This window comes from Lapillicoccus sp. (genome assembly GCF_036559105.1).
Lineage (GTDB): Bacteria > Actinomycetota > Actinomycetes > Actinomycetales > Dermatophilaceae > Lapillicoccus.
This window is the reverse complement of the sequence record NZ_DATBTV010000153.1, coordinates 1-13725: the sequence shown is the minus strand read 5'-3', so window position 1 is coordinate 13725 and position 13725 is coordinate 1. Positions and strand designations below refer to the sequence as shown.

The window sequence follows — 13725 nt, the reverse complement described above, 5'->3', positions numbered from 1 at the left end:
GGCTCCTCAGTCTCAGGTAGGCCGGGTCGGCGGGCTCTGGACGCCCTGCTGCCGTGAACCGGTCCAACGGGAAAGTGTGCCAGAGGGGGGCACACATCCCCTAAACGTCGAGGGTCGTGACGGCATTCCAGGCCAGCGTCTGCCTGAGCCGCGCATGACAACGCGGTGGTTCGTACCCTCAGAGGGTGTAAGAACCACCGCGTTGACCGATGCGGGCGCGCTCAGTCGTCGGCGTCGAGCTTGCTCGACGAGCTCATCTGGACCTGCCGCAGGAACTCGATGTTGGTGCGGGTCCGGCGGATCCGGTCCAGGAGCAGCTCCAGCGCCGGCTGTGGTTCGAGGGCGCCGAGGACGCGGCGCAGCTTGTACATGATCTTCAGCTCCTCCGGCCCGAGGAGCAGCTCCTCACGCCGGGTGCCCGAGGCGTTGACCTCGACGGCCGGGAAGATCCGCCGGTTGGCCAGGTCCTGGCCGAGCCTCAGCTCCATGTTCCCGGTGCCCCTGAACTCCTCGAAGATCACCTCGTCCATCTTCGAGTCGGTGTCCACCAGCGCCGTGGCGATGATGGTGAGGGAGCCGCCGTTCTCGATGTTGCGCGCCGCCCCGAAGAACTTCTTCGGCGGGTAGAGCGCCGCCGAGTCGACGCCGCCGGACAGGACGCGGCCCGAGGCGGGAGCGGCGAGGTTGTATGCGCGGCCCAGCTTGGTGATCGAGTCGAGGAGCACGACGACGTCGTGACCGAGCTCGACGAGCCGCTTGGCCCGCTCGATGGACAGCTCGGCGACGCTGGTGTGGTCGTCGGCCGGGCGGTCGAAGGTCGAGGCGATGACCTCGCCCTTCACGGCGCGCTGCATCTCGGTGACCTCCTCGGGCCGCTCGTCGACGAGGACGACCATGAGGTGGCACTCCGGGTTGTTCTGCGTGATCGCGTTGGCGATCGACTGCAGCACCATCGTCTTCCCGGCCTCGGACGGCGCGACGATAAGGCCACGTTGGCCCTTGCCGATCGGGGCGACCAGGTCGATGACCCGGGTCGTGAGGTTGCTGGTCTCGGTCTCCAGCCGCAACCGCTCCTGCGGGTAGAGCGGCGTCAGCTTGCCGAAGTCGACCCGCGTCCTGGTCTGGTCCGGCGGCAGGCCGTTGATGGTGTCGAGGCGCACCAGGGCGTTGAACTTCTGCCGGCCGCCGGTGCCGTTCTGCGGCTGCTCGCCCTCCCGGGGCGCCTTGATCGAGCCGGTCACGGCGTCGCCCTTGCGCAGCGAGTAGCGCTTGACCAGGCCGAGCGGTACGTAGACGTCGTTGGGCCCGGGCAGGTACCCGGAGGTGCGGACGAAGGCGTAGTTGTCGAGCACGTCGAGGATGCCGGCCACCGGGACGAGGATGTCGTCGTCGGTGATCTGGAGCTCGGGCTCGTACTCCTGCGTCGTCCCGGTCGTGCCGCGGCTGCGCTTCCGGTCGCGGCTGCGCTGCCGGCTGCGCCGGCGGCCACCGCGGGTCTCGTCGTCGTCGTCGGAATTCTGCGCCGCTGATGAGGACGTCGGCTGCGCGGGCGGGGCGGACGACGGTGCCGTCTGGCCCTGCCGGTTCGCCTGGCGGTCCGGCTGCCGGTCGGACTGCCGGTCCTGTTGCCGATCCTGCCGGCGGTCGGCCTGACGGTCGGTCTGGCGCTCCTGCTGAGGCCGCTGCTGGGTGCGCTCGGAGCGTTCCGACCGCATCGTCGTGTCGGTGGTCGTGCCGGTGGTCGTGCCGGTGGTCGTGTCGGTGGTCGTGTCGGTGGTGGTCCGAGTGGCGTCCTGCGCAACCTCGGGAGCGACCGAGGTGCGCTCACGGGTCGTCGAGTCGGACCGCTGCTCGACGTGCTTCGGCGGGTCGGCCGGAGTCTCGACGGGCTCGGGCGCCCGCTCGGCCTCGGGCCGGCTCGTCGGCTGGGCCCCCGTCTCGGAACGCGGAGCGCTGCCGACCTGGCGCGCGGTGATCGCCGCGACGAGGTCGTCCTTGCGCATCTTCGTCGACCCAGTGATGCCGAGCCCCGAAGCCAGGCGTTTGAGCTCGACGACGTTCATCGTCGCCAAGCCTGAGCGGCCGATGGTGGCCACCCGTTCGGTGGTGTCTGTCACGAAGGTCCTTCCCCCTCGTCGTCGGCGCGGCCCTCGTGGGCGGCACCGGTGTCGGTCGGAGAGTCCGACCGTCTGGTGTGATTGAGGATCACGCTGCTGGGCAAGCGAACGCTGCCGGGCCTTGCGGCTCCGGGAGGCTGTCGCTCACCTTCGCGTGGGATGTCGCCGCTGCCGGGCCACCAGAGGGGGGCCTTCCGTGCGTCGCGGCATCACAGTAACACCGCCGGGGTGCCTCGTGTTCCTCAACGGGCTGGCCTCGGCCTGGCTCAGGTCCGAACCACCTCCACCCCCGTGGAGGGGATGCCCGGCTCGAGCCGGGTCCACCCGACACGGTTCGCCGGGACCAGCACGCCGCCGGCACGGGCGTGCGTGGTGAGGACCACGACGCTGGGTCCGGCTCCCGAGATCACGGCCGCGTGTCCCTCACTCCGGAGCGCGTCGACGAGGTCCATGGACGGCGCGAACGCCGCCCGCCGGAACCCTTGGTGCAGCCAGTCCCGGGTCGCCGGCAGCAGGAGGTCGGGACGCCGGGTCATCGCCTCGACGAGCAGCGCCGCGCGGCCCGAGTTGAGGGCGGCGTCGACGTGGTCGACGTGAGGCGGAAGGACGGCCCGTGCGGTATGCGTCGCGAGCTGCTCGCGGGGTACGAGGACGACCGCCGTGACCTCGGGATGGGTCACGACCGATGCGGTGCCGGTCGCGGACGGCGAGGGGTCGTCGGGGTCGCGGCTCCACGACACCGTCATACCGCCGCGGACGCTCGCCGAGGCGTTGTCGGGGTGGCCCTCGAGCTCGGTCGAGAGGTCGGTGGCGACGTCGAGGTCGACGTCGACGACGGTCCCCGGCTCGGTCCGGGCCAGCGCCTCTAGATCCGAGAGCACTTGCGCCGCAACGACTCCGGCGACGATGGCCGACGCCGAGGACCCGAGGCCGCGGCTGTGCGGGATGCCGTTCCGGGCGACGAGGCAGAGGCCGGAGGGCATGGGCGACTCGAGCCGGGCGAACCCGTGCGCCATGGCGCGGACGACGAGGTGCGTGGCGTCCCGGGGAACCTCCTCGGCCCCCTCACCGGAGACGGACACCTGCAGACCGTCGTCCTCGCCGACACTGACGTCGTACTCGTCCCAGAGGCCGAGGGCGAGCCCGACGGAGTCGAACCCCGGGCCGAGGTTCGCCGTGCTGGCCGGGACGCGGATGCGGACAGCGGGTCGGACTGGCATACCCCTGCTCATCCGTCGAGGCCGAGCGCGACGGCCGCGGACACGGCGTCGACCGACACCCGCACCGGGACGAGCTCGGACCCGTCGGCCTGACGCAGCGCCCACTGCGGGTCCTTGAGGCCGTGTCCGGTGACCGTGCAGACGATCCGCGCGCCCGCGGGCACGAGCCCGGCCTCGTGTGAGGCGAGGAGGCCCGCTACCGAAGCCGCCGACCCGGGTTCGACGAAGACGCCCTCCTTGGACGAGACCAGGCGGTGCGCAGCGAGGATCTGCTCGTCGGTGACCGCGTGGATGAGCCCACCGGACTCGTCGCGCGCCGCCTCGGCCTGTGTCCACGAGGCGGGGTTCCCGATCCGGATCGCCGTCGCGACGGTCTCCGGCTCGTCGACCGGGTGCCCGAGCACGATCGGCGCGGCTCCCGCGGCCTGGAATCCCCACATTCTGGGCGTGTGCGTCGCTGGCCCCGGCTGGGCCGAGTTCTGTTGGTACTGCTGGTAACCCAGCCAGTATGCGGTGATGTTGCCGGCGTTGCCGACGGGCAGGCAGTGGATGTCGGGAGCGTCGCCGAGGGCGTCGACGACCTCGAAGGCCGCCGTCTTCTGACCCTCGATCCGGGCCGGGTTCACCGAGTTGACGAGGTCGATCGGGTAGGCCTCGGCGAGCTTGCGGGCCAGGGTCAGGCAGGCGTCGAAGTTGCCCTCGACCTGCAGCAGCGTCGCGCCGTGGGCGATCGCCTGGCTCAGCTTGCCCATCGCGATCTTGCCCTCGGGAACGAGGACGCCGCACGTCATGCCGGCCTTCGCCGCATACGCCGCCGCGGACGCGCTGGTGTTGCCGGTCGACGCGCAGATCACCGCCTTGGCGCCGTGTCCCGCGGCCACCGAGATGGCCGTCGTCATGCCCCGGTCCTTGAACGAGCCGGTCGGGTTGAGCCCCTCGAACTTGAGCCAGACCTCGGCCCCGACCAGGGCGGAGAGGCGTTCCGCCGGGATCAGCGGGGTGCCACCCTCGAGAAGGGTGACCACCGGCATCCCGTCCAGGGAGGGCAGCCGCTCGGCGTACTCGCGGATCACGCCGCGCCACTGGTGAGCCACGTCAGGACCCCTCGACGCGCATGACCGAGTCGACGGCGCGGACGATGGGCATGGCCGCCAGCGCCTCGACGGTCGCCGAGAGCGCCGAGTCGGGCGCCGTATGCGTGACGACGACCAGGCTGGCGCGCCCCTCGGACCCTTCCTCGTCGGTAGCCGGGACGATCTGCTGACGGACGGTCTCGATGGACACCTCGTGGTCGGCGAAGGCCGACGCCACCGCCGCGAGGACACCCGGGCGGTCCGCCACGTCGAGGCTGATGTGGTACCTCGTCTGGGCCCGGCCCATCGGCAGGATCGGGAGGTCGGCGTAGGAGCTCTCCCCCGGTCCGCGGCCGCCGCCGATCCGGTGCCGGGCGACGGCGACCACGTCGCCGAGGACCGCGGAGGCGGTCGGGTCGCCACCCGCGCCACGGCCGTAGAACATCAGCTGGCCTGCGGCGTCGGCTTCGACGAACACCGCGTTGAAGGCCTCGCGCACGCCGGCCAGCGGGTGCGACCTCGGGATCATGGCCGGGTGGACGCGGACCGAGACGCCCTCGTCGGTGCGCTCGCAGATGGCCAGCAGCTTGACGACCGAGTCCATCTCCTTGGCGGCGGCCACGTCGGCGGCGGTGACCTCGGTGATGCCCTCGCGGTGGACGTCGGCGCCGGAGACCCGGGTGTGGAAGGCCAGCGACGCGAGGATCGCGGCCTTGGCGGCGGCGTCGAACCCCTCCACGTCGGCGGTGGGGTCGGCCTCGGCGTAGCCCAGGGCCTGGGCCTGCTCGACGGCGTCGTGGAAGCTGGCGCCGGTCGAGTCCATCTTGTCGAGGACGTAGTTGGTGGTGCCGTTGACGATCCCGAGGACGCGGCGCACGTCGTCGCCGGCCAGGGACTCGCGCAGCGGACGCAGCAGCGGGATCGCGCCGGCCACCGCGGCCTCGTAGTAGAGGTCCACGCCGGCGTCCTGCGCCGCCGCATACAGGGTGGGACCGTCCTGGGCGAGGAGCGCCTTGTTGGCGGTGACAACCGAGGCTCCGTGCTTCATGGCGTGCAGGATGAGCGACCGGGCGGGCTCGATGCCCCCGATGACCTCGACGACCACGTCGGCGCGGGTGACGAGGTCCTCGGCGTCGGTCGTGAACAGCGCGGGGTCGAGGCCGAGGTCGCTGCGGTCGCGGCCGGCGCGGCGCACGGCGATGCCGACGATGTCCATCGGGCGGCCGACCCGGGCCGCGAGGTCGTCGCGGTGCTGGGTGAGCAGCCGGGCCACGGCGGAGCCGACGACACCACAGCCGAGCAGCGCAACGCGCAGCGGTTCGTCCGGTCTCGGCTCGCTCACGGCGTCGATCCTGCCGTTCGTCCACCCATCGGGACGGACATGTTTCGAGATCTGGTCACGGAGGCGGTCACCCGACGTCCAGGGCCAGCAGGTCGTCGACCGTCTCGCGGCGGACCAGGACCCGTGCGCGACCGTCCCGCACGGCGACCACCGGAGGCCGTGGGGTGTGGTTGTACTGGCTGGACAAGGACCGGCAGTAGGCGCCCGTACCCGGCACGGCGAGCAGGTCGCCGGGCGCGACGTCAGCGGGCAGGAACTCGTCCATGACGACGATGTCGCCACTCTCGCAGTGCTTACCGACCACGCGGGACAGGCGCGGTGGCGCCGTGCTGGTCCGGCCGGCCAGGGTGCAGGAGAAGTTCGCCTCGTAGAGAGCGGTACGGATGTTGTCGCTCATGCCACCGTCGACGGAGAGGTAGGCCCGGGCGGCGCCGCCGTCCAGGTCGACCACCTTGACCGTCCCGACCTCGTACAGCGTGAAGGTGCTCGGCCCGGCGATGGCCCGACCGGGCTCCACCGAGATGCGGGGCACGGAGACCCCGCTGGCCCGGCACTCGCGGTCGACGATCTCGGCCATGCCGGCCGCGAGGTGCTTCGGCGGCAGCGGGTCGTGCTCGGTCGTGTAGGCGATCCCGAAGCCACCGCCGAGGTCCAGCTCGGGGAGCTCGACCCCGTGCTCCTTGGCGACGGCCGCGTGCAGGGCGAGCACCCGCCGGGCGGACACCTCGAACCCCGACGTGTCGAAGATCTGCGAGCCGATGTGGCTGTGCAGCCCGATCAGCTCGAGATGAGGGGCCGCCCCGAGGATGCGGCGGACCGCCTCGGCCGCGTCGCCGCCGCTGAGCGAGAACCCGAACTTCTGGTCCTCGTGGGCCGTCGCGATGAACTCGTGGGTGTGCGCCTCGACGCCGACGGTGACCCGGACCATGACCCGCGCGACGGTGTCGAGCCGGCGAGCCACGTCGGTCAGCCGGTCGATCTCGTCATAGGAGTCGACGATGATCCGGCCCACGCCGTAGCGGAGCGCCTGCTCCAGCTCGGGGACCGACTTGTTGTTGCCGTGCAGGCCGAGCCGGGCGCCTGGCATACCGGCCCGCATGGCGACCGCGAGCTCACCGCCGGTGCAGACGTCGAGCCGCAGGTCGTCGTCGCGGATCCACCGCGCCACCTCGGTGCAGAGGAAGGCCTTGCCGGCGTAGTAGACGTCGGCGCCCCCGCCGAGATCGGCGAAGACCTCGGTGTAGGTGTCGCGAAAGTCGCGGGCACGGGCGCGGAAGTCGGCCTCGTCGAGGATGTAGGCGGGGGTGCCGATCTCGCGTGCGAGGTCGTGGACGGACACGCCACCGACCGTCAGCGCGCCATCCGTACCGCGCCCGACGGACGACGCCCAGAGGGACGGGATCAGCGCGTTGACGTCGCGGGGAAGGGCCAGCCACGCCGGGCTGCCGTACCCGTCGGCGTGCAGCGCCCCGGCCTCGTGTGCCCGCATGGCGTCCAGCCTAGGGCTGGGGCGTGCGCCGTCCCGACACCGCAAGGTCGCCGACCAGGTCGACGAGGTCCTCCGGCTCGAACGGCTTGGCGACGAAGGCGTCGACGCCGGCCGCGATCGACCGCTCCTTCTCGCGCTGCTGCAGGCTCGCCGTCACCATGACGACCGGCAGGTGCGCGAGGGCGGGGTCCGCACGGATCGCCGCCACGGCTCCCCAACCGTCCAGGGGCGTCATCTGCGCGTCGAGGAGGATGACGGCCGGCAGCCGGTCCGGGTTCCGGTCGAGCACGTCGAGGGCGGCCTGGCCGTCGCCGGCCTCCAGCACCTCGAAACCGGCCAGCTCCAGGTTGATCCGCATCAACAGCCGGATCGACGCGGTGTCGTCGCACACGAGGACCCACCCGGTTCCGGACTCCGTCCGGACCGGCGGCGGGCTGCCTCCCGGTTCCATGAAGGGCACCCTAGGCTGCTAGCCTCACCGGGCACCAAAAGGCCGGTATGCCAGCGGGTCCGCCCGCGCACGACCACCATCCGGCCCCCGTAGCTCAGGGGATAGAGCGCCGCCCTCCGGAGGCGGAAGCGCAGGTTCGAATCCTGCCGGGGGCACCGATGTGATGTCTCAGGACATCGCACTGCCGGGGCACCGAGGCCGAACAGGGTGGGCGTGGTGCCCCCGGCAGAAGTAACAGGCGCTCGTCACGACGTGAGAGCGCCGACGGGGGCACCAGGTCATCGGAGCGCGTCACCCAGGTTCAGACGCCAGCTGGCCCCTGAGTCCGGCCACGATGAAGTCCTGGTACCTCTCGACGCTCCAGCCGCTCCGTCGCACCAGCAGGTCGTAGATCTCCGGGGAGCTGTACGTCCACAACAGGTCAGCGGCGATCGACACCGAGACGGATGCGGGCAGGTGCCCGGCGGACGCGAGACGGCCGGCGTTGTCGGTCATGCGCATCCGCCGGTTCTCGTCGAGCTCGTGGACGAGGTCGTCGAGCTCGGGGTGCTGTGCGGCGGCCGCCTGAACGAGGAGCAGCATGGGCGCCACCCGCGGGGCGATCTCGGCCGAGAGATGACCCCACCCACTCAGCAGCGCCTCGAGGTCCGCCGAGGGCAGCTCGTCGGAGCGGGCCTCGGCCGGTATCGGACCCTCGCCGCGCAGGGCCTGTTCGACGACCGCCCGGACCAGGGCCGGCTTCCCGGGAAACCGGCGGTAGACGGACTCGACCGAGACTCCGCAGGCCTCGGCGACCGTCTGGACGGTCGTCGCGGCGTACCCGACGGCCTCGAACTGACGCCATGCAGCAGCGATGAGCGCCTGCCCCAGCTGCTCGGCCTTGGCCCGCCGAGCCGTTCCGTCGTATCGCCTCTTGACGCCCGCCATGGCCCCCGTCCATACTCGCAGAATTAGAGGTAACCAAGTGTAACGAAAATGAGGCGGCCATGCCGACCAACGTCCACCCCTTCCTCCGCCGGCTGGTGACCGCCACCAACGCGCACGACCTCGACGCCCTGGTCGACTGCTTCACCCCCGAGTACCGCAACGAGGCTCCCGCCCATCCCAGCCGCGCGTTTCGCGGGCGGGAGCAGGTCCGGTCGAACTGGCGACAGATCTTCGCGTTCGTCCCGGACGTCCACGCCGAGGTGGTGAACCACGCGGTCGACGGGGACCAGATCTGGTCCGAATGGGAGATGACCGGCACCCGTCTCGATCACACGCGGCACCACCTCCGAGGCGTCATCGTCTTCGGCGTGGACGGCGAACGGGCGGCGCAGGCGCGCTTCTACCTCGAGCCGGTGGACGAGGCGACCTCCTCGGTGCACGAGGCCGTTGCGGACCAGATCCATTCCGGCACGTCGGCATGATCGTCGTCGCCGGAGGCAGCGGTGTGCTGGGGCGGTCCGTGGTCTCCGAGCTGACCAGAGCGGGCGAGCAAGTCCGGGTACTCGCCCGCAACGCCGCGTACGCCGAGTCCGTCGTCGGGGAGCGGGTCGAGGTGGTGGCCGCTGACGTGCGCCGACCGGACGGGCTCGGCCAGCTGGTGGCGGGCGCATCCGCCGTGGTCAGTGCCGTACACGGGTTCCTTGGGGGTCGGGGTGCCGGTCCCACCGAGGTCGACGTCCGCGGCAACGCGCACCTCACCGACGCCGCCCGTGCGAACGGCGCCCACATGGTGCTCGTCTCGGTGCTTCCGGCGGCCACGGACAGCCCTGTCGATCTCTTCCGGGCCAAGGGCGAGGCGGAGCGGTACCTCACGCACAGCGGTGCGTCATGGACCATCGTGCGCTCGGGACCGTTCCTCGAGACCTGGCTCGACGTGTTGACCCAGACCGCCGGAAAGGCAGGTCGCCCAGTGATCTTCGGTCACGGCGAGCAACCGCTGGGCTTCGTCTCGGCCGCGGACGTCGCTGCCCTGGTGGCGGCCGCCGCCACGGATGTCGCATACCGCAGTCAGGTCCTCGAGATCTCCGGCCCGCCGCTCACCATGAACGAGCTGGCCGACGCCCTCCAACGGGCTCGAGGATGGACCGGACTGCCGCGGCACGTCCCGCCGCAGGTGCTGCGGCTCCTCGCGACCGTGACCCGACCCGTCGCGCCTGCCTTCGCTCGGAAGAACCGCGCCGCGCTGCAGATGGACACCGAACCAGGGGGGGCCGCCAGCGCCGACCTGGCGGCCGGGTCGATCCGGCGAACCCTCGCCGACGTGCTCGATGAGGCAGTGTCCCCCTGACGCGCACGGCGCCCAGGTCACTCTCCCCACACCTCCAGTCAGCGACTAGCGGGTCATGTCCCGGATCGTGGTAGCCGAGATGTTGAGCGGGGCGAGGTTGTCGCGGGCGGGGTGGGCCTTCCCGGCGGGGCCGGCGGCGAACGCCTGAAGCAGGGTGGTGGTGATGGTGGTGACGACGTCGACCAGGTGCTGCTCCTGAGGGTGGATGGTGCACTCGTCCACCAGGCCGCAGATCCAGGAGCTGGTGCCGGAGGCGAAGACTCCGGCGCCGCTCGCGGTGGTGTAGTACGCCGCATCGGAGAACTGGTGGTGCACCAGGCAGGTGACCGGCGAGTGGAAGATCACCTCGATCGGGCGCGGCGTGGGCACGCTGGGCCTGACCTGGTCGTACTCGGAGCCGATCAGGTGGGCGAGCTTGTCGCCCGCCTGAGCCCCGACCCGGCCAGCAGCCATGAGCCGGGCTGTGCGGCGACCATGTCCGCCTTGACCGGGTTGCACTGGTAGTAGACGCCGGTGACCACGCTCTCCGGCCGAGGCACGGGCGGCTGACGCCACTGGGAGGTGGCCTCGGCGGGGTTCGTCTTGAGGATGGGTTCGATGCTGGCGTCGTTGTCGTCGGTCTCCAGCCGGTTCTCGCCGATCGGTGTGGGACCGAGTCGGAGGTGCCGGTACATCGCGTTCGCGCCGAGGAAGCCAGGTTGGTGCCCTGCTGGTCTCGCGCGGCGACGAGGGCGTCCCACATCGCCTGGCTGTGGTACTCGTCGTGGCCGAGGGGGATGACCGCTGGGGCTCCGTCCAGCAGGTGCGGGTCGGTGCAGGTCGGTGTCGGTCACGTAGGCGACGGGCAGGCCCAGCTTCTCGGCCAGCCGTCCGATCGGGGCCGCCAGTGCCCAGCCCGTCGTCGATCGGGCGGTCCAGCGACACGGCGTACGCGCGGTCGGCGAATCCCGTCGCACCTCGGCAGAGGCTGGCGCCGCCCCATCGGTTGTAGGCGTGCCAGGTCGTGTTCTCGTTGACGATGACGACCGCATCGCGGGTGGTGGCGGATCGAACCGGCAACGGGACCAGGTTGACCGTGCCGATCTTGGCCAGGAGCTTCAGGACATCGTCGCCGGGCGGCCAGTCGTCGGTGGGCACGGTCGCGGACGGCCCCCAGTTCGACGCGGCCACGTGCGGGTCGCCGGTTCGAACGTCGGTTTCGGCTGGTCGACCTGCGTCACATCGGGCGACGTCCAGACCAGCCGCGCTCCGGCACCGGCATACCAGCCGATCCGGTAGGCCTTGACGACCACCGGGCCGTCCAGCGAGTGGATGAAGATGGGGAGAGACTCTCCCGGTGCCACGCGGGCCCGGCCGGCGAAACCCTCTACCCGCGTGCTGGGCGGTTCGGTGATGCCGGCGGCCCACGTCGCCTCCCCGGGCTTGGCGTTCTCCTCCCGGACGGCCCTGGCGCCGGGCCACGTCGCCGACGTCGAGTCGCTCGTCGTGGGTGCTGGAGTCGGTTGGAGGATGCCCGCTCCTGGTCCGGTCCCGGTCGACGCCGGGCTCGCCGCGTTCTCCGCTTCGGTGCACGCGGAAGCAGGACGAACAGCAGCGTGGCCACCAGCGGCCTTCTGGTCGGGCGGACCGGTGATGGCACGCATGAATCCCGGCAGAAATCACCCTGCGCAGGTGTGATGGGGCAGCGCACGCCCTGGTCAGACTGCGGGGCTTGCGGCCGCGATCGACGACCCGTCGGTCAGCACCGCGATCGCCTCGATCGACAGCAGCAGGCCCCGGGGCAAGGTGACGTTGGCCGGTGCCGAGCGCGCTGGGGGCGGGTCCGGCATGTGCCTCGCGTAGACCGCGTTCAGGACCGGGAAGTCGTCGACGTCCGCAGAGAAGATCGTCGTCTTCACCACGTCTCGCAGGGAGCTACCGGCCTCGTCGAGGATGGCGGCGAGGTTGCGCAGGGCCTGTTCGGTCTGAGCCTCGATGCCGTCGGCGATCGCACCCGTGACCGGGTCGATCCCGGCAGTCCCTGAACAGAAAACGAAGCCCCCGGCGATAACCGCCTGGCTGTAGGGGCCCAGCGCTGCCGGAGCGAGATCTGTCGTGACGGCGCGAGTGTCCATGGGCATCTCCTTCTATGGCAACGGCGAGGTCGCGGTCACTCTGACCGCATGAGGTCCTCAGCGGCAAGGAGTTTCACCCCGCCCACGATCCACGGACGACGTGTACCCGGAGGCGAGGATGCACAGCGCGCCCGAGTCGGCCACAGAGATGGCTCGTCGCCGTGGCCTACGCCGCCTGGGCGGGCGCGCAGCAGGCCCGTCCACGTGAGCCGCTCGCATGGCTGACGCTCAGCGAGCCCACAGGCGAGGTGGAGCCACCGTCGTTAGACCTGGGATCTTCCGGTGAACGCGCGCGAGCACGAAGGAGCAGATGATGGACACTCGGCTGGAGCTGCCCGCACGTGAGAGCGCACCGCGCCGGCGCGGCCTGACGATGGTGATCGACCCCGGCCTCCACACCGGGCGGTTCGCCGACGCCGTCGAGAGCGTCGGCCAGTACGTCGACCTGGTCAAGTTCGGCTGGTGCACGGCGCTGGTCACGCCCGACATCAAGCGGAAGGTCGACATCCTGCACGAGGCCGGGATCGACTTCTACCTCGGCGGCACCCTGTTCGAGCGCTTCGCCATGTCCGGCATGGTCGACGACTGGCGCGCCCTGTGCCGCACGATGGGTGCCACCCACGTAGAGGTCTCGAACGGCACGATCCCGATGTCGAACGCGGAGAAGGCACGCTGGGTCGCGCGGCTCGCGGGGGAGTTCACCGTCGTCAGCGAGGTCGGCTTCAAGGACCAGGGCCGGGCGACGACGATGACGTCGGCCCAGTGGGTCGACGCGATCGGCGAAGACCTCGCCGCCGGCGCGACCCTGGTGATCACCGAGGCTCGCGAGAGCGGGCGTGGCGGTCTCTGCCTCCCCGACGGCACCCCCCGCGCCGACGTCGTCGACGACGTCCTGGACGGTGGTTTCGATGTCGACCGGCTGTTGTTCGAGGCGCCCACCACGGAGCTGCAGTGCTTCTTCATCAAGCGCCTGGGCGCGTCGGTGAACCTGGGCAACATCCGCGCCGACGACGTGATCGCGCTGGAGACGCTGCGGCTTGGCCTGCGGTCGGACACCATGCTGTGCGAGACGCTCTGATGCGGACCACGCACGACGCCTTCCACCTGGCTATCCCCGTCGCCGACCTCGACGAGGCGCAGGACTTCTACGTGACGGGGCTGGGCTGCAAGCTCGCCCGTCGCTACGACGACCGCATCACGCTGGACTTCTTCGGCGACCAGGTGGTCTGCCACTTGTCAGAGCTCTGGGACCGCGAACCGCAGCTGTACCCGCGCCACTTCGGCGTCACGTTCGCCGACCGCGGCGACTTCGACCGGCTCCTGCGGCTGGCCCGGGCCCGCGGCCTGAAGTTCTTCGCCGAGCCGTTCCGCCGGTTCGATGACCGCGTCGAGGCGCACGACACGTTCGTGCTGGCCGACCCGTCACAGAACCTGCTCGAGTTCAAGCACTACGACGACCCGCGGATGATGTATTAGGGCGGTGCCCAGGAGGCACCGATCGCCGCTGGTGTCTGGTCCGGGTGGTTAGAGTCCGACTTCGGCGGTGACGCGTCCGGTGTCGACGGCGTTCTTGAGTGCGGCGTAGTCGGCGTCGTTCTGGTCGGCGTATCGTTCGGCGAAGGTCGCTATGGCTTGGTCGAAGCG

13 protein-coding genes, 1 tRNA gene and 2 pseudogenes are annotated in these 13725 nt (G+C 71.0%); 5 read left to right on the top strand and 11 right to left on the bottom strand.

The genetic code is table 11. The features are described from left to right. Positions 1–221: 221 nt before the first annotated feature. The 6 genes from rho to VIG79_RS18270 form a co-directional block, all read right to left on the bottom strand. Positions 222–2063, bottom strand: a complete 1842-nt coding sequence (rho, locus tag VIG79_RS18295; protein WP_331888351.1) for a transcription termination factor Rho — start codon at positions 2061–2063, stop codon at positions 222–224. 320 nt (positions 2064–2383) lie between these two features. Further along, complete coding sequence (locus VIG79_RS18290; protein ID WP_331888251.1) at positions 2384–3337, bottom strand: homoserine kinase; 954 nt, start codon at positions 3335–3337, stop codon at positions 2384–2386. An 8-nt stretch (positions 3338–3345) separates the two neighbouring features. Beyond that, positions 3346–4431: a threonine synthase gene (gene thrC / locus VIG79_RS18285; protein WP_331888249.1), complete on the bottom strand. Its 1086-nt coding sequence runs from the start codon at positions 4429–4431 to the stop codon at positions 3346–3348. Position 4432: 1 nt separating this feature from the next. Next, on the bottom strand, positions 4433–5752 hold the full coding sequence (locus VIG79_RS18280) for a homoserine dehydrogenase (RefSeq protein WP_331888247.1): 1320 nt from the start codon (positions 5750–5752) through the stop codon (positions 4433–4435). A 67-nt stretch (positions 5753–5819) separates the two neighbouring features. Then, entirely contained in the window at positions 5820–7241 is a 1422-nt protein-coding gene (lysA, locus tag VIG79_RS18275; RefSeq protein WP_331888245.1) for a diaminopimelate decarboxylase, read from the bottom strand. A gap of 10 nt (positions 7242–7251) precedes the next feature. After that, the gene (locus VIG79_RS18270) at positions 7252–7692 is read right to left on the bottom strand and encodes a response regulator (protein ID WP_331888243.1); all 441 of its coding nucleotides are present in this window, start codon (positions 7690–7692) and stop codon (positions 7252–7254) included. Between the two features lie 83 nt (positions 7693–7775). On the opposite strand from VIG79_RS18270, the gene VIG79_RS18265 reads away from it, so the two are divergent. After that, positions 7776–7847, top strand: a tRNA-Arg gene (locus VIG79_RS18265). A gap of 136 nt (positions 7848–7983) precedes the next feature. Here VIG79_RS18265 and VIG79_RS18260 read toward each other — a convergent pair. After that, a complete protein-coding gene (locus VIG79_RS18260) occupies positions 7984–8619 on the bottom strand; it encodes a TetR/AcrR family transcriptional regulator (protein ID WP_331888241.1) in 636 nt (211 codons plus the stop codon). Between the two features lie 59 nt (positions 8620–8678). Here VIG79_RS18260 and VIG79_RS18255 point away from each other — a divergent pair, with 59 nt between their 5' ends. Both VIG79_RS18255 and VIG79_RS18250 read left to right on the top strand, forming a co-directional pair. Beyond that, the gene (locus tag VIG79_RS18255) at positions 8679–9101 is read left to right on the top strand and encodes a nuclear transport factor 2 family protein (protein ID WP_331888239.1); all 423 of its coding nucleotides are present in this window, start codon (positions 8679–8681) and stop codon (positions 9099–9101) included. Then, positions 9098–9967 (top strand): SDR family oxidoreductase, encoded by an 870-nt coding sequence (locus VIG79_RS18250; protein ID WP_331888237.1) that lies wholly within the window; start codon positions 9098–9100, stop codon positions 9965–9967. Before VIG79_RS18255 ends, VIG79_RS18250 begins: the two co-directional genes overlap by 4 nt. Before the next feature lie 45 nt (positions 9968–10012). Here VIG79_RS18250 and VIG79_RS19920 read toward each other — a convergent pair. The 4 genes and pseudogenes from VIG79_RS19920 to VIG79_RS18230 form a co-directional block, all read right to left on the bottom strand. Further along, a pseudogene (locus tag VIG79_RS19920) lies at positions 10013–10745 on the bottom strand (N,N-dimethylformamidase beta subunit family domain-containing protein). Between the two features lie 170 nt (positions 10746–10915). After that, positions 10916–11104, bottom strand: a pseudogene (locus VIG79_RS19915) (N,N-dimethylformamidase beta subunit family domain-containing protein); the annotation flags it as partial. Then, positions 11065–11610 carry a hypothetical protein gene (locus VIG79_RS18235; RefSeq protein WP_331888231.1) on the bottom strand — a complete coding sequence of 182 codons (546 nt, stop codon included), beginning with the start codon at positions 11608–11610 and terminating at the stop codon, positions 11065–11067. The gene VIG79_RS18235 and the pseudogene VIG79_RS19915, both read right to left, overlap by 40 nt. A gap of 54 nt (positions 11611–11664) precedes the next feature. Then, complete coding sequence (locus VIG79_RS18230) at positions 11665–12081, bottom strand: Rid family detoxifying hydrolase (RefSeq protein ID WP_331888229.1); 417 nt, start codon at positions 12079–12081, stop codon at positions 11665–11667. Between the two features lie 313 nt (positions 12082–12394). Between VIG79_RS18230 and VIG79_RS18225 the strand changes: the two genes are divergently transcribed. Beyond that, on the top strand, positions 12395–13159 hold the full coding sequence (locus VIG79_RS18225) for a phosphosulfolactate synthase (RefSeq protein ID WP_331888227.1): 765 nt from the start codon (positions 12395–12397) through the stop codon (positions 13157–13159). Further along, positions 13159–13557, top strand: a complete 399-nt coding sequence (locus VIG79_RS18220) for a VOC family protein (protein WP_331888225.1) — start codon at positions 13159–13161, stop codon at positions 13555–13557. The genes VIG79_RS18225 and VIG79_RS18220 overlap by 1 nt, the downstream gene beginning before the upstream one ends. The last annotated feature ends 168 nt before the right edge of the window (positions 13558–13725 follow it).